General features: G+C 61.4%; 19 protein-coding genes. 9 read left to right on the top strand and 10 right to left on the bottom strand.

The genetic code is table 11. From position 1 onward, the window contains the following. Nucleotides 1-6: 6 nt before the first annotated feature. The 3 genes from AC0IW7_RS12230 to AC0IW7_RS12240 form a co-directional block, all read right to left on the bottom strand. On the bottom strand, nucleotides 7-6,588 hold the full coding sequence (locus tag AC0IW7_RS12230) for a two-partner secretion domain-containing protein (RefSeq protein WP_471818242.1): 6,582 nt from the start codon (nucleotides 6,586-6,588) through the stop codon (nucleotides 7-9). 40 nt (nucleotides 6,589-6,628) lie between these two features. Next, on the bottom strand, nucleotides 6,629-8,299 hold the full coding sequence (locus AC0IW7_RS12235; protein ID WP_463383221.1) for a ShlB/FhaC/HecB family hemolysin secretion/activation protein: 1,671 nt from the start codon (nucleotides 8,297-8,299) through the stop codon (nucleotides 6,629-6,631). Nucleotides 8,300-8,894: 595 nt separating this feature from the next. After that, nucleotides 8,895-9,293 carry a nuclear transport factor 2 family protein gene (locus tag AC0IW7_RS12240; protein ID WP_471818244.1) on the bottom strand — a complete coding sequence of 133 codons (399 nt, stop codon included), beginning with the start codon at nucleotides 9,291-9,293 and terminating at the stop codon, nucleotides 8,895-8,897. A gap of 177 nt (nucleotides 9,294-9,470) precedes the next feature. Between AC0IW7_RS12240 and AC0IW7_RS12245 the strand changes: the two genes are divergently transcribed. The 4 genes from AC0IW7_RS12245 to AC0IW7_RS12260 are packed head-to-tail and all read left to right on the top strand — an operon-like array spanning nucleotide 9,471 to nucleotide 15,252. Further along, nucleotides 9,471-10,664, top strand: coding sequence for an ABC transporter substrate-binding protein (locus AC0IW7_RS12245; RefSeq protein ID WP_471818246.1), 1,194 nt, complete (start codon nucleotides 9,471-9,473; stop codon nucleotides 10,662-10,664). A gap of 3 nt (nucleotides 10,665-10,667) precedes the next feature. Next, nucleotides 10,668-11,537, top strand: coding sequence for a branched-chain amino acid ABC transporter permease (locus AC0IW7_RS12250; protein WP_463383218.1), 870 nt, complete (start codon nucleotides 10,668-10,670; stop codon nucleotides 11,535-11,537). After that, the gene (locus AC0IW7_RS12255; protein ID WP_471818248.1) at nucleotides 11,534-14,026 is read left to right on the top strand and encodes a branched-chain amino acid ABC transporter ATP-binding protein/permease; all 2,493 of its coding nucleotides are present in this window, start codon (nucleotides 11,534-11,536) and stop codon (nucleotides 14,024-14,026) included. The genes AC0IW7_RS12250 and AC0IW7_RS12255 overlap by 4 nt, the downstream gene beginning before the upstream one ends. Next, entirely contained in the window at nucleotides 14,023-15,252 is a 1,230-nt protein-coding gene (locus AC0IW7_RS12260; RefSeq protein ID WP_471818250.1) for an amidohydrolase family protein, read from the top strand. Before AC0IW7_RS12255 ends, AC0IW7_RS12260 begins: the two co-directional genes overlap by 4 nt. Here AC0IW7_RS12260 and AC0IW7_RS12265 read toward each other — a convergent pair. The 3 genes from AC0IW7_RS12265 to AC0IW7_RS12275 form a co-directional block, all read right to left on the bottom strand. Beyond that, complete coding sequence (locus AC0IW7_RS12265; RefSeq protein ID WP_463384724.1) at nucleotides 15,249-15,941, bottom strand: GntR family transcriptional regulator; 693 nt, start codon at nucleotides 15,939-15,941, stop codon at nucleotides 15,249-15,251. The two genes, AC0IW7_RS12260 and AC0IW7_RS12265, sit on opposite strands and share 4 nt — an antisense overlap. 76 nt (nucleotides 15,942-16,017) lie before the next feature. Beyond that, nucleotides 16,018-17,589 (bottom strand): gamma-glutamyltransferase family protein, encoded by a 1,572-nt coding sequence (locus AC0IW7_RS12270; protein WP_471818252.1) that lies wholly within the window; start codon nucleotides 17,587-17,589, stop codon nucleotides 16,018-16,020. A 104-nt stretch (nucleotides 17,590-17,693) separates the two neighbouring features. Then, nucleotides 17,694-18,098, bottom strand: a complete 405-nt coding sequence (locus AC0IW7_RS12275; RefSeq protein ID WP_471818254.1) for a hypothetical protein — start codon at nucleotides 18,096-18,098, stop codon at nucleotides 17,694-17,696. A 210-nt stretch (nucleotides 18,099-18,308) separates the two neighbouring features. Between AC0IW7_RS12275 and AC0IW7_RS12280 the strand changes: the two genes are divergently transcribed. The 4 genes from AC0IW7_RS12280 to AC0IW7_RS12295 all read left to right on the top strand — a co-directional run bounded on the left by AC0IW7_RS12280 (nucleotide 18,309) and on the right by AC0IW7_RS12295 (nucleotide 20,846). Continuing rightward, nucleotides 18,309-19,394, top strand: coding sequence for a polymorphic toxin type 44 domain-containing protein (locus AC0IW7_RS12280; RefSeq protein WP_471818256.1), 1,086 nt, complete (start codon nucleotides 18,309-18,311; stop codon nucleotides 19,392-19,394). A gap of 28 nt (nucleotides 19,395-19,422) precedes the next feature. Further along, nucleotides 19,423-19,767, top strand: a complete 345-nt coding sequence (locus tag AC0IW7_RS12285) for a hypothetical protein (RefSeq protein ID WP_471818258.1) — start codon at nucleotides 19,423-19,425, stop codon at nucleotides 19,765-19,767. Nucleotides 19,768-19,953: 186 nt separating this feature from the next. After that, nucleotides 19,954-20,346, top strand: coding sequence for a hypothetical protein (locus AC0IW7_RS12290; RefSeq protein WP_471818260.1), 393 nt, complete (start codon nucleotides 19,954-19,956; stop codon nucleotides 20,344-20,346). Nucleotides 20,347-20,465: 119 nt separating this feature from the next. Then, entirely contained in the window at nucleotides 20,466-20,846 is a 381-nt protein-coding gene (locus AC0IW7_RS12295; RefSeq protein WP_471818262.1) for a hypothetical protein, read from the top strand. A 144-nt stretch (nucleotides 20,847-20,990) separates the two neighbouring features. Here AC0IW7_RS12295 and AC0IW7_RS12300 read toward each other — a convergent pair whose 3' ends face one another. Then, nucleotides 20,991-21,887, bottom strand: coding sequence for a LysR family transcriptional regulator (locus tag AC0IW7_RS12300; protein WP_471818263.1), 897 nt, complete (start codon nucleotides 21,885-21,887; stop codon nucleotides 20,991-20,993). 91 nt (nucleotides 21,888-21,978) lie between these two features. On the opposite strand from AC0IW7_RS12300, the gene AC0IW7_RS12305 reads away from it, so the two are divergent. After that, nucleotides 21,979-22,989, top strand: a complete 1,011-nt coding sequence (locus AC0IW7_RS12305; RefSeq protein ID WP_471818264.1) for an aldo/keto reductase — start codon at nucleotides 21,979-21,981, stop codon at nucleotides 22,987-22,989. A 108-nt stretch (nucleotides 22,990-23,097) separates the two neighbouring features. On the opposite strand, the gene AC0IW7_RS12310 is transcribed toward AC0IW7_RS12305, so the two are convergent. From AC0IW7_RS12310 to AC0IW7_RS12320, 3 genes are all read right to left on the bottom strand, one after another. Further along, nucleotides 23,098-23,415 carry an antibiotic biosynthesis monooxygenase family protein gene (locus AC0IW7_RS12310; RefSeq protein WP_471818266.1) on the bottom strand — a complete coding sequence of 106 codons (318 nt, stop codon included), beginning with the start codon at nucleotides 23,413-23,415 and terminating at the stop codon, nucleotides 23,098-23,100. Between the two features lie 28 nt (nucleotides 23,416-23,443). Beyond that, a complete protein-coding gene (locus tag AC0IW7_RS12315) occupies nucleotides 23,444-24,418 on the bottom strand; it encodes a zinc-dependent alcohol dehydrogenase family protein (protein WP_471818268.1) in 975 nt (324 codons plus the stop codon). A gap of 62 nt (nucleotides 24,419-24,480) precedes the next feature. Next, the gene (locus AC0IW7_RS12320; protein WP_471818270.1) at nucleotides 24,481-24,783 is read right to left on the bottom strand and encodes an ArsR/SmtB family transcription factor; all 303 of its coding nucleotides are present in this window, start codon (nucleotides 24,781-24,783) and stop codon (nucleotides 24,481-24,483) included. Nucleotides 24,784-24,856 lie beyond the last annotated feature (73 nt).

The following is a 24,856-nucleotide window of genomic DNA, read 5'->3' on the forward strand; positions in this document are numbered from 1 at the left end:
TCGGCGTTAGAACCCGCAGCGCTCGCTGCCTTCGCCCGTTGCGGAACAGCCTTGCGCTGAGCCTTTGCCCTCTACCGCTTTGCCCGACGCATCCGACTTGAGCGCCGTGCGCACCATGTTCACCCCGTCTCCATTCATAAACAGATTGCCTGTAATGCGCTGGGCGCCGCCTGCCGTTGCCACGAACGAGCTGTTGCCAACTGAGTTGAAGGAATCTTCTGCCACGCGGTTGAGGTTCTGCACGCTGAAGTCGGTGCGGTCCAGGTAGCGGTCGTAGTTGGTCACCGGCCGTTGTACGAAGGTTGCCACGCGGCCGTTGGGCACGCTCCAGGTGCTCATGTTGATGTCGTGGTAGTAGGTGACTCCGGTGGTGTCGAAGACCATTTTCACGTCGCGCAGGTTGATATTGCTGTCGCCTGCGACGTGAATGTCCCCAACCTGCTGCACCTGGTTCGCCCACGCTGCCATGCCTGGAACCCAAGCGGTTTGCGGGGTGCCTTGGGTCCAGCGGCTGCGATCGTACTCGCCGCCGAAGGTCACTTCGGCCTGCTGATTGAGCAGCTTTTTCAGCGTGGTGAGCGTGTAGTTGGTTTGCACCGAGGCGTCGAAGTCGCGGGCGGAGTTCACGCCGATGATGTTGTTGGTGTTGAACGACGCCAACTGCACGTGACCGTTGCCGGTGGACAGGGTGATGGTGGGTGCGCTGTCGGTGAGACGGTCGGAAACCAGTTTCAGATCCGCGCGCTTGCTCGCATCCGCAGCGCTGACACTGAGCGGGCCGCTCAGCACCAACGAGGTCGGCGCGCCAAGGTTGACCATGGCGTTGCCGGTGCCTTTGGCAGCGGCACTGACGGTGCTCACCGCCACGGTATTGCCGCGTACGCCCACGGTGGCATCGCCCGCGCCCGTTTCGACACTGGCTTTCACGGTGCCGCCCAATTGCACGGCAGCGCTGCAGCAGTCGCTGGCCTGGATGTCGACCGTGGCGTTGCCGCCATTGCCGGCGGTGGTGGCGCTGATGGTGGTGCCGCCGGCCTGCGTGATGCTGCCGCCAGCGCTGGTGTTGCCCACGGTCAGCAGGGCGATCAAAGCCTTGCCGGCACTGGCGCCCAGGCCCAGGTTGCTGGCGCTGAGGTTGCCGGTGGTGGTCAGGCTGGCGGCCGCTTTGGCCAGTAACGAAGCTTCACCGCCGCCTTGAGCGGTGACGGTGGTCTGGCCCAGGGTGGCACTGCCGCCGTTGGCCGCCAGGTTTACCTTCGCGCCGGCGTTGCTGCCGCTGTTCAGGTTAGTGGCGTTCAGGGTGGCGGCGCCCGTGTGCAGCGAGCCGGCGCTGGTAACGTTCAGCAGCGCAGCGCTGCCGCTGTTGGCGTTGGCGGTCACGCTGCCGGCGCCGTTCAGGGTCAGCACCGTATTGGCGCCCAGGCTGGTGATAGCGACGGTGGCTGCGTTGCCGGCCGATTGCGCGCTGACGTCGTGCACGCTGCCAGACGCTGCTTTAACCCGTACATCGGCGGTGCCGGTAGTGGCCTGCGCTTTCAGATTACCAGCCAGCGCTACGTCTGCCGCGTTCGCCGATGTGGCTGTGGCATTGCCGGCGTTGAGGCTGACCGCCGCGCGGTTACCGTCTGCCAGTACGGTGCTGTTGGCGCCCTGGCGGACGGTGGCGCTGGTGCCGCCGGTGGTGAGCAGATCGACCGTGGCGTCGTTTGAAGTGGACTGCGCGGTGACATTGCCGTTAACGGTCAGACCGGTGGCGCCCGTGAGGTTGACGTCCGCTTTGCCTTGCGCGCTGCTGGCCGACAGGTGCGAACCGGCGTCCACCAGCAGCAAGCCGTTGGTGCTGGTGACGTTGAGCAGGGCGGTGCTGCCCGGGCTGCTCAGCAATGCGCTGAGGGCGCCACGGGTGCTCAGGTTGCCGGTGGAGGTGGCGTTCAGGGTGCCCACCGAAACGCCGGTGACCGAACCGGTACCGGTAAGGTCCAGGGCGCCGTCCAGCGCGTTGATGTCGGCGGTGGCCACACCGCCTTCCACGCTGAAGTCATGCACGCTGCCCGATTTGCCGGTGATGGCGATGCCAGCGGTGCCGCCTGCGCTGCGCGCTTGCACATCGCCCAGCAGACTCAGGGTGGCGGCGTTGCCGGAGGTGGGTGCAGCGTCACCGGCATTGATGGCGACCAGGCTGGTGGCGCCGCGTGCCAGCAGGGTGCTGTTGACGCCCTGGGTGATCGCCGCGCCGCTGCCGCCCGTGGTCGTGATGGCCAGGTTGGCGGTGCCGTTGTTGGCGGTCGCGCTGGCGTTGCCGTTGAGGGTGGCGCCGGTTACGCCGCTCAGATTCACATCGGCGGTGGCGAGGGCGTTGAGTGCGGTGACGCCGAGCGAGCCGCCGTCAGCGATGCCCACAGCCGCGTTGCTCGATGTCAGGTTCGCTTCGGCGCGGGTGCTGCTGCTGACCGTGGACGCGCCAGCGGCCATGACGGCGCCTGTGCCGGTGGCATTGAGCACGGCGGCCTTGAAACCACTTACGCCAATCGAACCGACGGTATTGGAGCCGTTGCCGGCGATCAGATCGGCGCGGGCGCCAGCCACGTTGCCGCTGTTGTAGTTGACCAGACCGAGTGTCGCCGCGCTGGAATCCAGCGAGCCGGCGGCGTTCACGGTCAGCAGGGCGCCAGTGGCGCTGTTGAGATTGGTGGAGATGCTGCCGTTGCCGCCCAGTACCAGCAAGCCGCTGCTGTCCAGTGCGTTGACGGTGACCGAGGCGGTGTTGCTGGCGGAGCTGGCGCCCAGGCCGCTGACGGTGCCCGAGGCTGCGTTAACGGTCACGCTGCCGGCGCCGGTAGAGCCTTGGCCGACGATGGCACCGAGCATGTCGACGGTGGCGGCATTGCTGACCGTTGGCGCCGCCGAGCCGGCGTTCACATTGACCGTACCGGTGCTGCCGCTGGCCTTGATCAGGCTGCCGCTGCCCTGAGAAATGGCGGCGCTTGGCCCGCCGTTAGTGGTCAGGCTAACCAGACCGGCGCCGTTGCCGTTGCTGACCAACGCGCCAACGCTGCTGCCCAGGCTCATGCCGCCGTCGGCGATGAGCGTGGTGGTGGCCGAGTAGGTGGGCGCTCGCAGGTAGCGAGCGTAAGACGAGGTGGTAAAGGTTTGGCCGACTGCGGCGGTGCTGAGCGTTTTGCCGCTTGCGGTGGTCAGGGTTTTGCCTGGCGCATTAGCCGTGGCATTCACGGTGGCGGTCTCGTAACCCTGGGCTTTTACATCGCCATTAAGAGCGACGTTGCCGGTGCCGCTGGCCACGTTGATAGCCGCAGTACCGCCATAGACGCGGTGGTCATAACCCAGGCCCTGACCCGCGTCGTAGTAGCCGGACACCGTGCTGTCGACGAAGTGATCGGACGTCGCCAGTACGTCACCAAGGGCCACATTGCCGGTGCCGAACAGGTTGACGTTGGCTTGCGCGATGCCGTCGCTGCTGGCAGTCATCGAGGCGGCGCTGGTGGCGCCGTCGATGCTCAGGTTGCCGGCCGAGGTCACGTCAACAAATGCCGAGCGCTGACCCGCTACCGCCACACCGCCCAGGTGGATGTTGCCGGCATCGGTGCTGATGGTCGCGCGGGCATCGGCGTTGTAGTAGCCGTTGGAAACGCTGGCGGCCATGTCCGAGCCAATGATGTCGCCGTTGTCAGCGTGAATGGTCAGCGTGATGTCGTTGGCGCTGGAGCCACTGACCGTGACGTCGCTGCCGATAAAAATCGGCCCGTTGTGCGCCAGCACGTTCATGCTGGCCGCGCCCGGCACGCTGCTTTGCGGGAAGCCGGCGATGACGTCGTAATTGGAACCGCCGCCCATGTTCACGGCGCCGCCAGCGGTGATGTTGGCGGTGGAGGTGGACGCCGCAGCGGTATAGGCAGTGTTGAAGGTGTCGGAGTAATCGACTTCGCGGCTCGCCGAGGTGAAGCTCGAACCGGTGCCATTCAACCCGTATGCAGTGTCTTGCTGGCCCCAGTTTGCATCGGTGTACGAGGCGTTGCCGGAGGCCGAGTGGTTGACCGAACGCACGTCCATGCCATCCATGCTCACCGAGCCGGCGGCGTTTATGTCCAGTGTGGAACTCAAGCCGCTCAGGCCCGAATAACGGGTGGTGGTCTGGTTGCTGGTGCTGCTGTCAGTGCGCACGTTGATGTTCGGGCTGTTGTTCACGCTCGCGCCGTTGATCACCGTGTACGAGCCGAATTGCCAGATATAGCGGTCGCCACCGGCGCCTTTTACCGAGCCTTTGAGGTTGTTGTAGTTGTTCACCGTCTGCTGATTGACCGGCTGGCCATTGCCGTCGGTTGTGGTGGTGTTAACCGTCTGGCTGCCGCTGGTGTAGTTGAAGTTGTCGACCATGGTTCGCCAGCTCTCGGTTTCCGAGTAGCTGTTCATGGCGTAGCCGTCGGCGATGACGCTGGTTTTGCCGCCGATGCTGACATTGCCGCCCGACAGAATCGTAGCGCTTGCCGACGCTGCGGTCGGACGCCAGAAGTTGTGCTGAGTGGCGGTCTGGGTTTGCCAGTAACCACCGCGGTCGGTATCGAACGCGGTATTGGTGTCGATGGCGCTGACGTCGATGGCGCCGGTGCTGACGTTGCCGGTTGCTTCGATATTCAGTTGGGCCTTGATGGCATGGTCGCCCTGGCTGTCGAGCGTCCACGGTTGCTGACCCAGGTAGCTGGGTGCGGCGTTGCCGGCGGTGCTCCAGTCGTAGTTGTAGTAGCCCAGACCTTTGGCTTTGGCCGACACGTCGCCGGTCGTGATGACGCCGTCGGCACGCAAGGCGACCGCCGCACTGACGCCGGCTGCTGCCGTGTTGGTGACATCGACCTTGACGTTGCCCAGGTTGAGGTTGCCGGCGTAGGCGCGGGCATTGATGTTGTAGCTGCTGTTGGTGCTGCTGTTGATGGTTTTCGCGATGCTGAGGTTGCCGGCACTGATGCTGCCGGCTTTCAGGTCGATGGACGTGCCAGCGTCGAGATTGCCCAGGGCCAGCGAGCCCACGGCATGGCTGCCGGCGCCGTTGTCGACGGCCAGGTTCAACGCGCTATCGACCTTGATGGTGTTGGTTACGTTGTCGAAGCGGATGGTCGGCATGCCGCTGCCCGAGGCGGTCAGGGTCAACGAGCCACCGGCGCCGTTGTTGCTGCCATCGAGCATGCCGTCGGTGAGGTCGGCGAGGGTGATGCTGGCGTTCGGGCCGGTGGCGGCGAGCACCATGTTGCCGGTCTTCAACTGCGCTTCGAGATTTTCTTCATAAATCGTGCTCTGGTCGCCGGCATCGATGCCCGCGCCGTTGGCGATGGTGATGGCCGTCGGGTCGAGGGTCAGGGTGCCGAGCTTGCCTTTCGGCGCGCGCAAATCGACGGTGCTGCGGTTCAGCACGGTGTTGCCCGACAGCTCGACCTGGCCGCCATCGCCGCCTTCAGCGCCGCCACGGGCGACGATGCTGGCGTCTTTCTTGTAGTGGTTGGTGCCGTCGGCCCAGGTGTACACGGTGCCGGCGTTCGATGTGCCGGTGGCCGCGCCGCTGGCGTTGATCAGGCTGCCGGCTTCGTGGCTGATATCGCCGGTGGCGCGGATGTCCACCTTGCCGCCGTTGGCGCCTGCGTGCGCCGATACGTCGACGGTGCCGCTGTTCACCACGCTGCCGCCAGTGCCCGCGAAATACACCGCGCCGTCTTTTTCAACGAGGCTTTGCGCCTGCACCAGACCCGAGTTATTGACCACGGTGGCGGCGAGATCATTGGCGACGTCGGCGGTCATGATCACGCGGCCGCCGTTGGCGAGAATCTGTCCGCTGTTTTCCACGCCGGCCAGTTGCGCGACGGTGGCTTTGTCGACTTTGTAACTGACCAGGCCGCTGCCGGAGGTCTGCAGAGTCAGGGCATCACCCGAAGCGAGCATGGCGGTGCCGAGCTGCGCCTGCACAATGCCTTTGTTCGCCGCGTAGTCGCCGGCCAGCACCACGTAGCCGCCGTTGCGCGCGGTGATGCTGCCTTCGTTGATGACCGTGGCACGATCCGCCGCCTGGTTCGCGCGCTGGAAACGGTAGTCACCGCGCATGAAATCGTCGTTGTTGATGTCCAGCGTGGTGGCCACGATACCGCCCACGTCGACCACCGCGCTCTGGCTGAAGAACACGCCATTGGGGTTGACCAGAAAAATCTGCCCGTTGGCCGTCAGGTGGCCAAGAATTTGCGACGGGTCTACGCCCACCACGCGGTTCAACGTCACCGCGCCGCTGCCTGGCTGTACGAATTGCACATAGCCGTTCTGGCCGATGGAGAACGACTGCCAGTTGATAACGGCTTTATCCGAGCCTTGGGTGATGACGGTGTGCGCGGCGTCCGGCGTGGCAATGTTGGCCGAGCCGGCGATCACCTGGCCGCCGGTGGGCATTTGCGCCAAGGCGACCATGGGCATGGCACCGAACGCCAGGCCCAACGTTACAGGGCTGTGAATCCAGGCAAGGATGGAGCGAACCAACGGCTTCAGCGCCGGAGCAACAGGGAGGGTGGCGTGAGCGGAAACTTTGCTGTGTTTAGTCATGATGTACTCGGCGAACGTCAGGTGCCTTGAAAAGGCCGGCTCAGAAACGGGTAGTCAGGTTGGCCCAGAGGCGCCCGCTGTCATGGAAGTCGCTGGTTTCGTGACTGCCGGTCGGTACGGCGGCCAGCAGCTCAAGCTGCAGCGCGCTGATCGGGAAGAACGTGGCACCTACGCCCGCACTGCCGATGGAGTTCGATTTGTCGCTGCCCACTGCCGGGTCGATGCGCGACACATGGCCGCCATCGACAAAGGCACTGAAGTAGCCCGGCGCGGTGAGAATGCGGGTGCGATAGCGCAGCTCCAGGCTGGCAAACAGACCGCGATCACCGAGCACGTCCGCCGACGGGTAGCCGCGCACTGAAGACGGCCCGCCAAGACTGAATTTTTCCGCGTCGGCCAAGGTGTCGGCCGACCACTGCGCCGCACCGGCGAGGCGCACGGCCCACAGCGCAGTGAGGTTGTAGAGGTAGCTGGCATCGCCATCAATCTTCAGGCGTTGGCCGACATTGCGGTCGGTTTCGCTGTAGCTGGCGAAGTTGCTGCTGGCGCGGGCGCTGGCCGTGGCGACGTTGAGGCCATCGTCCACGTGGTTCCACGCAGTGCCCAATTCGGCGACCGAAACGCGGTTGTCGGAGGTTTCAAAACCCAACACGGTTTGCTCACCGTGGAAAGTGCGCGCACCAAACGTGCCGTACACGTTCTGCTGCTGGCTGCGCTGGAACGGGTGCACCACGGTGGCGCTGGCCAACTGGCTTTTGCCCTTGATATCGAGAACGCTGAGGTCGCCGCCGATGCGGTAGCGAATGTCGGTGTAACTCAAGGCCAGGCGGGTGCCGGCGGTGTTCAGCGGCAGGCTGTAATTCACGCCGCCCAGCTTGAGCAACCCGGCTTCGGAGTAGCTGCTGCGCACGCCAACCTGATCGCCAATGCCCAATGGGTTATTGAAATTCAGCGCGGCATCCACACGCGCCCGGCCAATTTCGCGACGGCCGTAATTGTTCACGCTGACTTCGCCTTCATAGGCTTTTTCAGTGGTCACGAATTCGGTGGTGGTGGTGCCGTACTCGGCGCCCGGCGTCAGCACGGCGCGGGTCGACAGGCCGGGCAGGTCATTGAGCGTCAGCACGCGCTCTTCGAGGGTGTCAGTTCTGGCCGTGTGGCCTTCAAGCGACTGCGTCCACCGCTGCAAAAAAGCGTCGCTGTAACGGTCGTTGCCAGTGAAGGTCGAACGGTCGATCCGGCCTTCGATGACCTCGATGGTCACGTTGCCGAACTCGACTTTCTGCGCCGGAATTACCGCGCGCGCCACCGGATAACCATTGCTGCGGTAGTGATCGGTAATCAGGCGGGCAACCTGGTTCAGTTCATACAGGTTGAGCGGCTTGCCGGCTTGGCCATCAATCAGCCCGTGCAGCGTGGCGCTGTCGATTTCGTCGTTGCCAACAATACGAAACGCCGCGATGTGCACCCGGCTCCCGTTGGGGTCCAGCGTTTGGCTATCCGTTGCCTGGGGCAACTCGATGGAGTCAGTCTGCGGGGCCGGAATGATCGACTCTTCCGGGCGTACCGAATTCAGCACCGAACCTGGCGTAGGAATGGTTGCTGCCGCCACATCCAATGCCGTTAAGCCACCCAACATCACAATAAATACGTCGGCGAGAACAGTTCGTTTTACAGCGAGGGTGCACGAGCGGGGGAACGTGGGGCGCATAAAATCCTGCATGCCAAACGGCAAATCGAGTGGGCGACTTCTCGAAGCCGGCAGATATCCGGCGACGAACTTCCTGTTACTGAGGCGGTAAAAGCGCTAAGGCGAATCGGGTGATGGCACGATGCTACTACATGGTTTTTTATTGGCGCCAGATTCACTTATGCATTTCTCGACATTGAATTGAACTTCTTTAAATCGAAACAGTCGTCCCCGATAAACGGCCGCTTCGCTTGATTTCATTGGTTTTTTTGCAAACGCCCTGCGGTGGACTGTCTAGAAAATCGAGCAAAAAGGGGGGTGGCGCGTACAGGGTGAGCTGATGCGTAAAAGTTGGTATCAAGCGGTAGTCGACGCCAAACGTGTAGGGATTTGCCGATCATGAGGTTGCGAGCGCAACGAATGAATCGAGGTCGCAAATAGGAAAAACGAGAGGGGAATCTGAACGGCAGGACGCTATCGATCGTTAGAAAGGGAGGCTGAGACTGAGCGCAGAAGGAGGAAAAGCAGCGATTTAGCGATCAAAAAGTAACCGCTTCGCCGCTGTTAAGCGACGAGCGGTGAATCGAACGCAACGCCCAGCTCGGCAAACGGGCCGTTACGCCTTGGCAATCTGCGGCGTCAGCAGCCACTCGGCACTGTCGTTCCAGACGTCCATGTGGGTGATTTTGCCGTCGCGCACTTCGAAGCGGTCCAGATAACGGTTGCCGGAAAAGCTGCTGCCGTCGGGCCATTGGCCGAACAGCGTGCCGTTGGAATACACCACGGTGTGGTCGCCCCGGTCCATCCAGTCAAAGTTGCCCAAGGCTTTTTTGACCCAGGCATAGCGGCTGCCATTAAAGGCGGTGATGGCTTGTGGCGTCGGCATTACGCGCCCGCCGGTGAAGGTGATTTTCACGTCGTCGCTCATGAAGGTCGCCGCTTTTACCGGGTCGGGCGCCATGGATGCTCCGAGGAAATTGCTAACAATCTGTACCGCTTCGTTAAGGTCCGGCATAGCGACTTACTCCTGATTCAAGAACGTTGAGAACGCCTCCGCATGGTGCAGCCTGCCTGATTTAAGTGCCAAAACAGGCAAGCGCTTGGGCGCAAGCCGCGGTGTAGCGCGGCGCGGCGACTGGCATCGTACTTGCTAGCAATAAATATGCAAATGCTAGCAATCAGGAGAAAAACGATGGCCGTTCGATTTCCACAGCTGCAACGTCTGCTACGTCCTGTAGCAGCAGTCGTCTCGCTCAACGTGGCAGTGCTCGGCGGCGCTTATGCCGCCGAGCCGCCTATCAAGGTCGGTCTGGTTGCGGCCCTGTCCGGGCAATCAGCCAAATCCGGTGAAGCACTGACCCGTGGTCTGACCATGGCGATCAACGAAGTGAACGCCAATGGCGGCGTGCTCGGTCGTCAACTGGAACTGGTGCGCCGCGACGATGAAAGCAACCCATCCAAAGGCATGCTGGCGGCGCGCGAATTGGTGCAGCGCGAGAAGGTCACCGTGCTGTTCGGTGGCTTGGATACGCCGGTATCGCTGGCCATCGTGCCCCTGGCTAATCAGTTGAAAGTCCCGTTTATGGGCATCTGGGCAGCAGGCACGAAAATCACCGAGAACGGCGCGGCGGATAACTACGTGTTCCGCGTCTCGGCCGTCGACGAGCTGGTGGACGAAGCGCTGGTGAAGTACGGCGTGGACAACGGCATGAAAAAGCCCGGGATGATCCTGATCAACAATCCCTGGGGCGAATCCAACGAAGCGGGTTTCAAGCGCGCGCTGGAAAAACGCGGGCTGGCCAATGCGGGTGTCGAGCGTATTCAGGACAGCGACTTGGACGTGGTGCCGCAACTCACGCGCCTGAAAAACGCAGGCGCTGACACCTTGTTGATGGTCGGCAACGTCGGCCCGTCGGCGCAGGTGGTCAAGTCCCTGGATCGCATGGGTTGGGACGTGCCCGTGGTGTCGCACTGGGGCCCGGCGGGCGGGCGCTTTGGCGAACTGGCGGGGCCGAATGCCTCGCGCGTGCATTTCATTCAGACCTACGTGTTCACCGAGCACAACAGCGCCAAGGGCGACGCGCTGCTGGCCGCGCTGAAAAGCGCTTACCCGCAAATCAAGACGCTGGCCGACGTTACTCCTGCGGTGGGAATCGCCAACGCCTACGACGCCTTGCACCTCACCGCAATGGCCATCGCCAAGGCCGGCAGCACCGAGGGTAAAGCGGTGCGCGACGGCTTCTACGCCATCGGTGAATACGACGGGCTGATCAAGCATTACCAGCAGCCGTTCAGCGCCAGCAAGCACGACGCACTGGGGCCACAGGACTACCTGTTCACCCACTTCGTTGACGGCCAGATCGTACCGCTGGCACCCAAGGAGTAAGCCATGTTCACCGCCGCCATTATTTCCGGGCTCGGCCTGGGCAGCATGTACGCGTTACTGGCGTTGGGGTTTCACCTCACCTACGTGGTTTCGCGCACCGTCAACTTTGCCCAGGGCAGCGCAATGATGGTTGGCGCGGTGCTGGGTTACACCTTCTGCATCAACTGGGGTTGGTCGTTGTGGCTGGCGTTGCCGCTGACGCTGAGCCTGTGCGCGCTTTACGGGCTGGTGATCGAGCGCTGCCTGGTGCGGCCGTTTCATAGTCGCGGTTCGCAGGCCTGGCTGATGGCCACGGTGGCGGCCGGCATTCTGGTCGACAACCTGGCGCTGTTTACCTTCGGCAAAGAACCGCGGCAATTCGAAAGCAGCCTGGTGCACCTGAACGTGGAAATATTCGGCAGCAGCGTCGGTGCGCAGCAGTTGTTGATACCGCTGGCCGGCGCGGCCATTGCTCTGGCGCTGTACCTGGTGCGCCGCTACACGCGCCTGGGCAAGGTGCTGGAGGCCTGCGTGCAAAACCCGCGTGCGGCCATGCTGATGGGCATCAACGTGAACCGGGTGGTGGCGATTGCCTTTGCAGTGTCCACGGTGTTCGCGGCGGTGGCCGGTTTGCTGATCGCGCCGCTGTTTAGCGTGAGCGCGGAGATGGGCATGTTGTTTGGCCTGAAGGCATTCGCGGTGGCGATTCTTGGCGGCATTACCAGCGCGGGCGGGGTGTTTGCCGCTGGCCTGTTGTTTGGTTTGGCCGAGGCGTTGATCACGTTGTATTTCGGCTCGGCGTTTACCCAGATCGTGACCTTTGCCTTGGTTATTCTCGCGCTGGCGACGCGCCCTAACGGTCTGTTCGGCAGCCAGGCACTGGTGAAAGTATGAATGCATTCAAAACCTTTGCCGCTCCGGTATTTATCGGCTTGCTCGCCACAGCCTGCGTTGCGCTGGCGTTTACCCTGGACAGCTACTCGCTACTGGTTTTCACCCTGTGCGCCCTGGCGGCGGTGGTGGGCGTTGGGCTGAATATTCTGATCGGCCTCAGCGGGCAGATTTCCTTTGGCCATATCGCCTTCTACGCCATCGGCGCCTATGTGTCGGCGCTGCTGACAATGGCGGGCTGGCCTTTGTGGTTGGCGTTGCCAGTGGCCGGTTTAGTCAGCGGTTTGATCGGCGCGCTGCTGGCAATCCCTGCGTTACGGGTAAGCGGGCCGTACCTGGCGATGATCACCATCGCCTTCGCCTTTGTGGTGCACCACGGCCTGATTGAGTGGCGCGGCGTGACCGGCGGCTCCAATGGCTTGATGGGCATTCCCATGCCGGAATTCGCCGGGCTTGATCCGATGGTGCTGCTGGCCTTGCTGGCGGGCGGCCTGATGATTGCCGCGCTGTTGTTCTACCACCGCGTTAGCCGCAGCAGTTGGGGCATGGCCATGCGCGCGGTGAAAGCTTCGGAGATTGCCGCGCGTTCGCTGGGCTTTAACCCGGTATTGAGCAAGACCCTGGCGTTTGCATTGTCGGCGGCCTTCACCGGTTTGGCGGGCGGCTTGCTGGCGCCGCTGCTGATGTTTATCAACCCCGAGTCGTTCCCCTTTTCGCAGTCCATTCTGTTTGTGCTGGCAGTGATTGTCGGTGGCAGCGGCATGCTGTTTGGGCCGTTGATTGGCGCGCTGTTGATCGTGCTGGTGCCGGAGCTGCTGTCGAACTTTGCCGAATACCGGCTGCTGATTTTCTCGGCGCTGTTGCTGCTGGTGCTGTGGATCGCCCCCAACGGTTTGCTCGGCGCCATTGCGGCGCGCTGGCTGAAACCGACCCGCCTGCTGCCGCCCACCCAAATCAACGTACAACGCATCGCCGCGCACTTGCGCAGTCGAGGTCCGGCGACCGGTTTGCAGGTAACCGATATCGGCATCCGCTTCGGTGGCGTGCAGGCCGCGCAGCATGTGAATGTGCGCGCTGCGGCTGGCAGCATCACCAGCATCATCGGTCCTAACGGCGCGGGTAAAACCACGGTGCTGAACATGATTAGCGGCTTCTACGCACCCGATAGCGGCGAGATCCACTTGCAGCAGCCGTTGGCGGGCTTGCCAGCCTGGAAAAGCGCCCGCGCCGGTATTGCACGCACCTACCAAACCACGCTGCTTTTTGGCGAATTGTCGGTGCTCGACAACGTGCTGGTGGCCATGCAGAAAGGCCGGCTCGGGCTCGCCTTCAGCCTGCCCACTGCCGAGCAGCGCAGCCTGGCCATGGACTTGCTGGCCTTGGTGGGCTATCGCGGCGAAGTGAATATTGCCGCTGATGAGTTGCCCCACGTGGACCGCCGTCTCGTGGAAATTGCCCGCGCGCTGGCCACCGCGCCGTTGGTGCTGTTGCTTGACGAGCCGGCGGCAGGCCTGAGCCGCGCCGACACCGATGCGCTCGCCGTGCTGCTGCGCAAGCTGGCCGATTTTGGCCTGACCGTGATGTTGGTTGAGCACGACATGCAGCTGGTGATGTCGGTGTCTGAGCATCTGTTGGTGCTGGACGCGGGCAAGCCGATTGCCAGCGGATCACCGGCCGACATTCGGCAAAACCCGCAGGTGATTGCGGCGTACCTGGGCGGCACCGAATACCAGGCAACGCCACGGTCACACGCCTGGGATGGCAGCCGCGACGCGCGCGTGTACGTTAAAGACCTGATCATCGACTACGGCGCCTCGCCGGTGGTGAACAAAGTCAATTTGCTGGTCAATCCCGGCGAGCTGGTGGCCATTCTTGGCGCGAACGGCGCCGGCAAGTCGAGCATCTTGCAGTGCCTGGCCGGGCTGCATCGGGCGAGCGGCGGCAGCGTGCTGCTGGACGACGAAAATATCGAGCAAGCCAGCGCCAGCCATATCGCCGCGCGCGGCTTGGCCCTGGTGCCTGAAGGCCGTCAGGTGTTCCCGTATTTGAGCGTGCGCGACAACTTGCTGCTGGGCGGTTATTCGCGCCCGGATGCGTTTGATGCCGACGCGGAAATCGAGGCCATCCTCACGCGCTTCCCACGGTTGCGTGACCGTATCGATAACCCGGCCGGGCTGCTTTCCGGTGGCGAGCAGCAGATGGTGGCGGTAGGGCGAGGCTTGATGGCCAAGCCGAAGATTCTGTTGCTCGATGAACCCTCGCTGGGCCTGTCGCCCGCCATGATCGGCGAGCTGTACGACGCGCTCGCGGCGCTGCGCGATGAAGGCGTGACCATTCTGTTGGTCGACCAAATGGCCAACCTGGCGCTGCAAGTGGCCGACCGCGCCTATGTGCTGGAAACCGGCTGCATCGTCAAAGCTGCCAGTGCCGCCGAGCTGCGTGACGACAAGGAGCTTGCCGCCGCGTATCTGGGCGAAGCGGTGGCGGTATGAGTGCGCTGAAAATCATTAATGCCAGGCTGGGCGAGGAGGGCGGTTTGACCGAACTGTTGGTCGAGGACGGTTATTTCGTCCAGGCCTTCAGCGCCGCCACGCATGATTGGCAAACCCTCGACCTGAACGGCCAACTGGTGTTGCCCGGGCTTATCGAAACCCATATCCATCTGGACAAGGCCTGCATCATGCAGCGCTGCCGATTAACTGAAGGCACGCTGGTGGAAGCCGTGGCGCAAACCCGCGCGGCGAAGGCTGAATTTACCGAGCAAGACGTTTACCAGCGCGGTGCGCGGGTGCTGGAGAAAGCCATTTTGCAAGGCACCACCCACATGCGCACCCATGTGGAACTGGACCCGCAAATCGGCCTTATCGGCTTCAACGCCATCCGCCGTCTGCAAACCGATTACGCCTGGGCCATCGGCCTGGATATTTGCGTGTTCCCCCAAGAAGGGTTGCTGAACAACCCCGGCACCGAGGCGCTGCTCTGCCAGGCCCTGGAAACCGGCGCTAGCGTACTGGGCGGTTGCCCGTACATGGACAGCAACCCCCATGGCCAGATTCAGCGTCTGTTCGAACTGGCCACGCGCTACGACTGCGACCTGGACCTGCACCTGGATTTCGACCTCGACCCCGACAACATGACCGCCCTGGAAGTGGCGCGCTGCACGGCGCTGCACGGTTGGGGCGGGCGGGTGACCATCGGCCATGCCACCAAACTCTCAGCGCTGCCCAAAGCGCACCTGATGCAGTTGGGCCTGCACCTGGCGGAGGTCGGCGTGCAGGTGACGTGCTTGCCCAGCACCGATTTATTTCTCACCGGCCGCGACACCTTTCACAACAAGCCGCGCGGGTTGGCGCCTTTGGCGCAGTTGCACGCCTGTGGCGTGACCTGTTCGCTGTCGACCAACAATATTGGCAACCCGTTTACGCCTTATGGCGATGCGTCGCTGGTGCGCCAGGCGAACCTGTTTGCCAACGTCACGCAGCTGGGCACACAGGCCGAACTGGGCCAATGCCTGGCCTGGATTTCCAGTGAGTCGGCACGGTTGCTGCGCTTGAAAGCGTACGGCCTGGTGCCGGGCTGCAAAGCGGATTTTATCGTCTTCGACGCCGACTCGCCGGCCGCCGTGATTGCCGAAATAAGCGCGCCACTGATGGGCTTCAAAGGCGGGCGACAAACTTTTAGCCGGCCGGCCGGCCAGTTGCTGAAGCCGGCAGCCTAGTCGCTCAGTGCTTGCTTGAGATTGAATTCTTCTGACTCGCCTTGCTCCAGCGCCAGTTGCGCTTCCAGCTCATCCAGGTGCTCGATCATCACCGCTACGGCCTGCTGGTTATCGCCGTTTTCCAGGGCGGTGATGATTTGCTGGTGCTCGTCGGAAGCGCAGGAGGGCACGTCGTTGCGTTGGTACAGGGCGACGATCAGCGAGCTGCGCACCATCAGGTTGGCAAGAATATCGCTGAGCACGGTGTTGCCACTGATCTCTCCCAGCAGCAGATGAAATTCGCTGAGCTCGCGCACGATGGCGCGGCGGTCGGTGTCGTTGGTGGCCTTGCGTTCGCTGTTCATGTGGCTGGCGATGCGCTGGCGGTGCTTGCGCATGATTGCCGGCGTAATGGCCTCGACAATCGCCCGTTCCACCGCGCGGCGGGCGCTGAAAATATCCCGCGCTTCCTTGGCCGTGGGCTGCGCCACCATGGCCCCACGGTTGGCTTCGATGGTCACCACTTTTTGCATCGCCAGGCGCTGCAACGCGACCTGCACATGGTTGCGATTGGCCTGCAAGGATTCGACGATCTGCGCTTCGATCAACCGTGTGCCCGGCGGCAGACGATGCTGGGCAATCGCCTTGAAAAGCTTGTCGACGATGCGCTCCACCTCAAGCTGTTTGGCGGTGACAGTGCTCAACCTAATGGTTCCTCTGCGGCTGACGGGCAAACGGCGGCATTATCCGCTAGCCGCCTGAGCCCGGTAAATACGCGTAAATCGCTCAATCCGCCTGCCCCAGCGCGGTGCCTTCGCCACGGGGATCATGCATGGCCGTGCGTTGCCCAGTCGCGCCGATGGCAATCACGCCAGCATGGCCGGTCATGGGGCTGAGCGCAGGAATAATTTCCACCTCGTGCCCCAGCGCGGCCAAGCCTTGGATCGTGCTCGGCGGCATATCGCCTTCCAGCTTGAGATTGTCGGTGCTGTCGAAAAAGCTGCGGCCGAGTAGAAAGCGCGGGGCTTTGAGCGCGGCGTCGACGGGCTGCTGAAAGTCGATCAGCTGGCTGGCCAGCACCATTTGCGTCTGCGGCTGACCATCGCCGCCCTGAGTGCCGAAAAACCAGCGCCGGCCATCGTCGGCGAGGTAGCACGACGGATTCAGCGTATGCGCCGGCCGCTTCCCTGGCGCCCAGCCGTTGGCATGCTGCGGGTCGGCGTTGAAGCCCGCCGCGCGGTTCTGCCAGAGCACGCCGGTGTCGCCGAGCACGCAGCCGGAACCGAAATCATGGAACAGACTTTGGATCAGGCAGGCGGTGCGGCCCCGCGCATCGGTGGCCGCCATCCATGCCGTATCCGCCGGGCGGCCGGGCTCGTTCCAGGGGGCGGCACGCGTTTCATCTATTGCATCTGCGTAGGTTCTGACCAGTGCAGGCTCAAGGCTGGCGGCAAAATTCCACGGATTACTTACTGGGTCGCACAGCTGCGCATTGCGGCGCAGCAGCCCTTGTTTGATGGCTTCAACCAGATAGTGGTAATACCGCGCGCTGCCGTTACCGGCGCTCGCCAACGGCTTGTGCTGTAACGCTGCCATGGCCTGTAACGTATAAAGCCCCTGCGACGGTGGCGCCACGTTGTACAGGTGACCGTTGCGGTAGCGCACCGAAATCGGCGCGACGTCCATGGCGCGCGTGGCCGCCAGGTCTGCCGCCGTCAGGCCGCAACCCAGTTCGGCAAAGGCTGCCGCGAATGCGTGGGCCAATTCACCGTGATAGAAATCCTGCACACCGTGGCGCGCCAGATGGCGAAGCGTGTCGGCCAGCTGCGGCTGGCGCAGCGTATCGCCCTCGCGCAGCCAACGACCTTCGGTCATGCACAGCGATTGCAGGTCTGGCAATTGCGCAATCAGCGGCTGGCGCAGCGTCTGCCAAAACAGCTGCGACTGCGACACCGGCGCGCCGGCCTCGGCGATAAATGCCGCGTCTTCCAGCACGTCCGCCCAGCCCAGTTTCGAGCCCCACTGTTGCCGACTGATCTGTGCCGCGACCTGCCAGCTCGCCAATGCGCCGGCGGTGGTGGCAACCGACCCAGGGCCTCGCAAGGTGATGGCGCCCCCGTCCGGCAGGCGCTGTCCGGCCTGACCAATCCCCACGATGGTGCGCACTTTGTCATCGTGGATCATCCACAGGGCATCGCCGCCTAGCCCGGTCATATGGGGGAACACCGCGCCCAGCATGGCGCTGGCTGCCAGCATCGCGTCGATGGCTGTGCCACCCGCATCGAGAACCCGCATGCCTGCGGCGCTGGCCTCGACGTGAGGCGTGCAAATTACTGCTCGGTTGGAACTGGCAATCATCGGGGAGGGTGTCTCGCTGCTAGCCATGTATATTTTGATTGCTAGCAAAGCAATAACTGTGCCCCTGATTTTTTCCCGGCCGCAGTTCAGCCCTACGCTTAAACCTACGGCTCTACAAAAAACTCGAAATCGCGCGCAATGGTGCCGTCGTCGCGATAGCTGATGTACACCACTTGGCCGTCGCTGCCGGCGACAAACGCATAGGGCCATTTGCCGTTGGCTTTGCGCATTTGCTCGTACAGCGGCATGAAAAAATCCAGCGTCTGGCCTTGCGGGTCGTACGGCAAGTCGACAAAGAAAATTGGATAGTGGCCGCCGTTGCACAGCTGCAAACGGTTCAGCTTGATGCCGTTTTTCTCCAACACCAACCGCGTCGGGTGCTGCCAGGTAGTGAGGTCTACATCGTGGCAGTCGCTCGCCAGCTTTGTATAAAGCTCGGTGTTTTCAAGGGGTGTGCCTGCCATCGCCATGCTCGGCAGCAGAAGAAGCAAAGAGAGAAGACGCGGCACGGCTTGGCTCCAGAGAAGGGCGTTTGAGAGCCGGCATTCTAGGTTTTTGCCCGCGAAATTTCACATAAAAATTCCCGCGTTTTCGCTTGCCAGCCGGGCTTTGCACTGCAGCTCAACCCGAGGCGGTTGGGCGTGAACTTGGGAGCCGTCCGATTTTTTTCCGCTAACTACCGCCGCAGGCTGCTGCCCGGGATTAACGGAGAGAAATCAATGAGCGAAGGTCATTTCATCGGCCTGGGTGATAAAACCACCTGCGGCGGGAAAGTGCTGGAAGGTCATAGCGGAATCAACATGTTCGGCGTCATTCACTCTCGCCAAGGTGATCAGGTTTCTTGCGGGAAAGACGGGAAAATCTACCGGATCGTCGGTGGCATTTCCCATATGGTCAGCCATGGCAGGCTAATGGCCGGTACGTTGGACAGCTTCAGCAGTTGCCCTTGCAACGCTCGCTTGATCCCTTCGGTTCTTACCGCCATTTATCATAAAAACGACGCACCGCCTGTAGCACGAACTACTTCGGCTGGCGCTCCGCCATTGGCCCATGCCGTTCCAGCCCAAACGGGCCATTCGGGTCAAACCGGTTTTTCCCCTCCCATCGAACCTGCGCCGGCGCAAAAGAAGGCGGCGCCAGTCACCTGCCAACACCCCGATGTAATGGAACCGGTGGCCCGCTATATCGCCGAGGAAATGAACCGCAACATCACCCATCCCTCCGTCCTGAAAATGAAAGAACTCACAGGCTTTGACGCGGCAGCGGAACGGGAAAAGTTTGAAAAGCTTCCTTGGTATTTACGTCGTTCAACTCCGGATTTCCAAGCCATGGAGCTTGGTAACACGGTTGCTGCGATGGCGCTTTGGGCCGAGCGGGTTGGGCAAAACAGGCCGTGGGATCACAAGCCGACGATTGAGCAGCTGTTCGGCGCGAACTGGCATAAGCAAGGTCCGGTCGACTACTTCTACGACATCTGGTCGAACATCCATTACGGCTATGTGGGGCGCATAGGTGGTCTTTCCGAGGGCGTGCTTCTGGACGGCGCTGGGCTTGAGCAGATTGCTTCGGATTCGATTCGGAAGTTTCGGGAGTGGGAAACGCGCGAATGGCCGCACCGCTCAGCAGACATCGCTGGGTTGCGAGCGTGGGATGACGTCGGAGACCGAGTCGCTATCAGCATTGGAGTCAGCCTATGCGAGCAGCACCCAGACGGTGGGATTACCGCGAAGCTGCTCATGGACGAAGTTCTAGCATTACCACTTGTAAGCTGGGGAGGTGCGACCCGTGTCCACATCTGCGAATAAACCGAAGCGGTACGTTCGACGATGGGTGATGGCGGTGTTACTCGCACCCATACTCTTTTGGTATTTCGCCACACCCCAAGTGGGCTTCCATTTCTCTAGCAACGGGCAAGGGCGTCTCGGTTATATTTTAAATGTTCAGCACTCCATTTCGAAAGGCCAGATCTTCCCCGGTGAAGCTACTGGTGGCGTTGGGCACATCTTTCCCAACGGCGGATTTTTTATGGAGTTCGATTGGAACAACGATGGAAGATCGCACTGCATCATGGTCAAACCGAAGTGGCCCAAAGTCGATATTTACATCGGCCCAGATGGTGCTATCGATCGCAGCCGCACTGACGGTAGCGTTATTGAAAAGTGTGGGCCCCTACCGTAATGGAGAACCCAAAATTCTGGCCTTGTAAGGCCTGAAGCGCCGAGCGATTCGACTTGCATCCGCTGATGCCCAGTTAAACCGACGGCTTGGCAAATCAAGTCGTTGGACTAAAACTGCGCCACTGCTTTTAAAACGTCGACGTCAGCAGCCGTTAGGGCTGCCACGTTGAAGTTTGGGAAACGCCACATGACCAAATCTGCGAATAAACCGAAGCGGCACTTCTGGCGTTGGGTTCTAGCGCTATTACTGTCCCCTCTCGTCTTTTGGTATTTCGCCACCCCCCAAGTGAGCTTCCATTTCTCTGACAAGGGAGAGGGGCGTCTCGGTTATATCTTGAATGTTCGGGACGTTATCTACAAAGGCGAGATCCACCCCGGTGAAGCCACCGGTGGACCCGGGCATATCTTCCCGAGCGACGGATTTTTTATGATGTTCGAATGGAACAACGGTGGTAAGTGGCACTGCATCATGGCTAAACCGAAGTGGCCAAAAATCAATATCTACATCGGCCCAGATGGTGCCGTCGATCGCAGCCGCACTGATGCCAAGGTTATTGAAGAATGCGGGCCACTACCCTGACGGAACAACTCCACGCTCTGCCTTTTTGGGAAGCGTGAAGCTCCGAGTTACTCGACATCATAAACTCCGAAATTTGCAGACTTTAGTGCTGCCATGTTTTAAGGCTGGGAATTACAAACATGTCCACATTTGCGAATAAACCGAAGCGGCACTTCTGGCGCTGGGTGTTGATGCTTTTACTGGCTCCAATCGTCTTTTGGTATTTCGCCACACCGCAAGTGAACTTCTATTTTTCTGAAAAGGGGCAGGGGCGCCTCGGTTACATTTTGAATGTTCAGCACAGTATCTACAAAGGTGAAATCTACCCTGGCCAAGTCACAGGTGGTCCCGGTCACATCTTTCCGGACGACCATTTTTTTTTCGAGTTTTATTGGGTTAACGGCGGAAAGTGGCACTGCACCAGGGTCAAACCGAGGTGGCCTGATACAGACGTTTACATCGGCGCAGACGGCGCTATTGATCGCAGCCGCACTGACGTCGATGTCCTTGAAAAATGTTAACCACCACCATGATGGGACACCTCCACAGCTTGGCCTTTTGTGAGGCCTGAAAGCTGCGCTATTCGACTTGCATCCGCTAATACCCAATCAAGCCTGACTAATCCTTTCTAGCCGTTCGATGCGCGCTGCAAGAAAAGAGCGCCATCAACGCCGCCATTCCCGTGCAAAGTCGATGAATGCCCTGAGTGCCGGGGGCACATGTCGGCGGCTGGGGTAGTAGATGAAAAATCGACTGGGTAGTGCTTTGCAGTCCGAAAGCAGTTCTGTCAGTTGCCCGTTGGCGAGGTGTTCCCGGGCCATTTCCTCATAGACATAAGCGATGCCGGCGCCGTCTTTGGCGGCCTGAATCATCAGGCTGTCGTCTTCCAATACGAGGGCGCCGGTCACGGCCAGGCGCAGGGGCTGGCGACCGTCGAGGTACTCCCATTTGTATAGTTTTCCGCTCGGAAAGCGCCGGCCGATGCAGGTGTGGAGCAGCAGGTCATGAGGCGTTTTCGGCACACCGTTTTGCTTGAGATAACCCGGCGTCGCTACGGTGACAAATGTCTGAGGTGCGCCAATGGCCATGGCAATCATGTCGGCGGCCAGGCTTTCACCGAAGCGTACGCCCGCGTCGAAACCGCTGGCGACGATGTCGGTCAAGCTGTCGTCGGTTTGCAGTTCCACGGTGATACGCGGGTACGCCGCCGAGAAGGGCGCTAACAAAGGGCCAATCACCAAGCGCGCAGCCGGCCGCGACACGTTAAGGCGCAACGTGCCGGCGGGCACGGGTTGTTGCGAGGTCAATTCGTGCAAGGCGCCGGTCACTTGCGCCAGGGCTGGCACCAGCGTGGCCAATAATTGATGGCCCGCTTCGGTAGGCGTCACGCTGCGTGTGGTCCGGTTCAGCAGGCGCACGCCCAGGCGCTCTTCGAGGGTCCGCAGGGCATGGCTCAAGGCAGAGGGCGAGATGCCGCGTTCGTCAGCAGCTTTGCGAAAACTCGCATGGCGAGCGACGGCGGCAAAGGCGTCGAGGTCGGACAGGTCGGGGAGCGTTTTCATGAATTTTATTCAGTAGCTCAAGCAAGATTGCCCATCTTATCGAGGGTAGCGTTCGCTCCGATACTGCGGCCTCAACTGACCTGAGGTTTATATGCAGAAGCACCGTTTGGGCACATCCGACTTATTTATTTCGCCGATTGGCATGGGCACGTGGGCCATTGCCGGCCAAGGTTGGGAATTCAGCTGGGGCGCGCAGGACGACGGTGACAGCCTGGCAGCGTTGGAATACGCCGTTGATCAGGGTGTGAACTGGATTGATACGGCGGCGGTTTACGGGCTTGGGCATGCCGAAGTGCTAACGGGTAAATTGCTGCGCCAGGTGCCAGCGTCGCGTCGCCCCCTGGTGTTCACCAAGGGCAGCCTAGTGTGGAGCGCTACGACCGGTGCTATCTCTCACTCACTGGCCCCACACTCACTGCGCAAGGAAATCGAAGACAGCCTGCGCCGCTTGCAGGTAGACGCCATCGACCTCTACCAAATTCACTGGCCAGCGTTCCCGGCGACAGCCAATAGCGAGGGCATTGAGGAGGCGTTGGCCACCCTGGCCGAGGCCAAGGCAGCGGGAAAAATCAGAGCCATTGGCGTTTCGAATTTCGACGTCACGCAGCTCAAGCGCGCCCAAGCCGTCACCGACATCGCCTCGTTGCAACCGCCGTACTCGGCACTGATGCGCGACATCGAGGCCGAGGTGTTGCCTTACTGCGCTGCGTCGCAGCTCGGCGTTATCGCCTACTCCACGCTGCAATCGGGCCTGCTCAGCGGCAGCATGAACCGCGCGCGCATCGCCCAGCTTCCCGACGACGACTGGCGCAAAGCGCGCAGCGCGGATTTCCAGGAACCGCGCCTGAGCCAAAACCTGGCGCTGGTGCAGGTGATGGCCGACATCGGCGCACGGCACAACGTAAGCGCGGCGGCAGTTGCCATTGCTTGGGTGCTGCGAACGCCGGTGGTGACTGGCGCGATTGTGGGCGCACGTCGCCCCCAACAGGTGGACGGCTTGCTCGACGCCACGCGCATTCGGCTTAACGATGAAGAACTGGAGGCGATACGACCGTATTTGCCAGAAGGCACGGGAGTGAACGTACCGGGAAGGGTGGCGTGATTATTTTGCCGGTTGGCGGTGCTCCGCTTTGCCGGTAGGCGTAAACGGGGCCAGATTTGTAAACGACCCTGACTACTCAGGATCGTTAAAAAATCTGGCCCGTTTAACTCACGTTAACAATCCGCCACCCGCAGCAAACGCCGCGCCCTCGATGTGGTAGACGCTGGGTTCGTCAGAGAAATAATCCTCCAACCCCTGCATAAACAGCCGATGGTCTTCACTCGCCTCGAAGCCGGGCGTGTGGTCTTCGAGCGACGCCCATTGCACGATCAGGTTGAACACCGCCGGCTGTTCAATGCCTTGGGCAAGCATGTGGCCGCCGTAGCCCTTGGCGCGTGAGAGTAGCGGGGCGACGCTTGCAAATGCCCGTCGGAAACTGTCGATGCGGTCTGGGTGGACCGGCAGCAGAGCGATCTCGTAAATCATGGTGTACCTCCAGTAGGCGCAAGCGGGCTTAGGCAATGAGTGATGGCTCGACGGCAATCACGATTTTTCCCCGAAGACCGTTGTTCGGACTTTCCAAACGGGCATGGGCGGCACCGAGGTCGGCCAACGAATACACGGCGCCCACGTGAGGTCGCAGCTGACCGCGTTCAACCAGCGCGCTCAATTCGTCGAGCTTGCCGCGATTTTGTCGGGTGAAAACGAAGTGGTAGCTCGCGTTTTTGCCCCAGGCCTGAATCACGTTTTGCGGCTTGGCGATGTCGACAATCGACACCACACGGCCCAACTGGGCGAGCACGTCGGGGCTGCGCGTCAGCGTGTCGCCGCCGATGGTGTCGAACACGACGTCGACGCCGTGGCTCGCCGTTTCGCGGTTGATGGCGTCGACGTAATCTTCTTTCTCGTAATCGATAACCACATCGGCGCCCATGCTGAGCACGAACTCGGCGTTTTCCTCACGCGCAGTGGTGTACACCTTCGCGCCCATGGCTTTTGCCAGTTGAATGGCCACATGGCCGACACCGCCCGCGCCGCCGTGGATAAGCACGCTTTCGCCCACTCTCAGCGCTGCGCGCACCACTAAGGCTTCCCATGCCGTGCCGCCCACCAAGGTGAGACTGGCGGCTTCCAGATGGCTTAACGATGCTGGCTTCTTGCCGATGATGGCTTCGGCCGCCACGTGGTATTCGGCGTAACTGCCGGGGCCGTCAAAAATTTGCGGCGTGTACCAAACCTCATCGCCCGGCGAGAAGCTCGTCACGCCGGGACCCACTGCTTCGACAACGCCTGACACGTCGTGACCGGTTATGGCGGGCAGGGGCACCAGGTCGGCGTAGTCGCCACGGCGAACTTGGTAGTCCAAGGGATTGATGGAGGTGGCATGCACCCGCACCAGTACCTGTCCGGCGCCGGGCACGGGTTTGGGCACTTCGCTTAACTGGAACGATTGCGGGCCGCCGAAGGCGTTGAGCAACATTGCTTTCATGGTGAATCCTCGTATCTAGATAAAGGGATATCGAGGAATCTCGATATACGTGAGCAAAAAAATTAGAGACCTGTCCCTATGATCTGGGCCAGAGCAGTGATGTTCGCTTCATTGCGCTTGTAGTACGTCCACTGACCGATGCGCGTGGCGTCGACCAGACCGACTCGTTGCAACGTCGCCAAATAAGCCGACACCGTTGACTGCGAAAGGCCGATGCCTTCCTGAATGCTACTGACGCAAACGCCAACCGTGTGAACGTCGCCCTCATCTTGCGGAGGGAAATGTTTCTCCGGGTCCTTTAGGCCTTTCAAAATTTGAAGGCGTATGGGGTTGGAGAGGGCTTTGAAGATTTCGACGAGTTCCATGGGGAGAGGAGGATATCGAGATTATTAGATATGTCAATACGGTTGGGGTAATCGTTTTGGCGTGAGCTTTGTG

This window comes from Pseudomonas sp. AC229, from assembly GCF_979254655.1.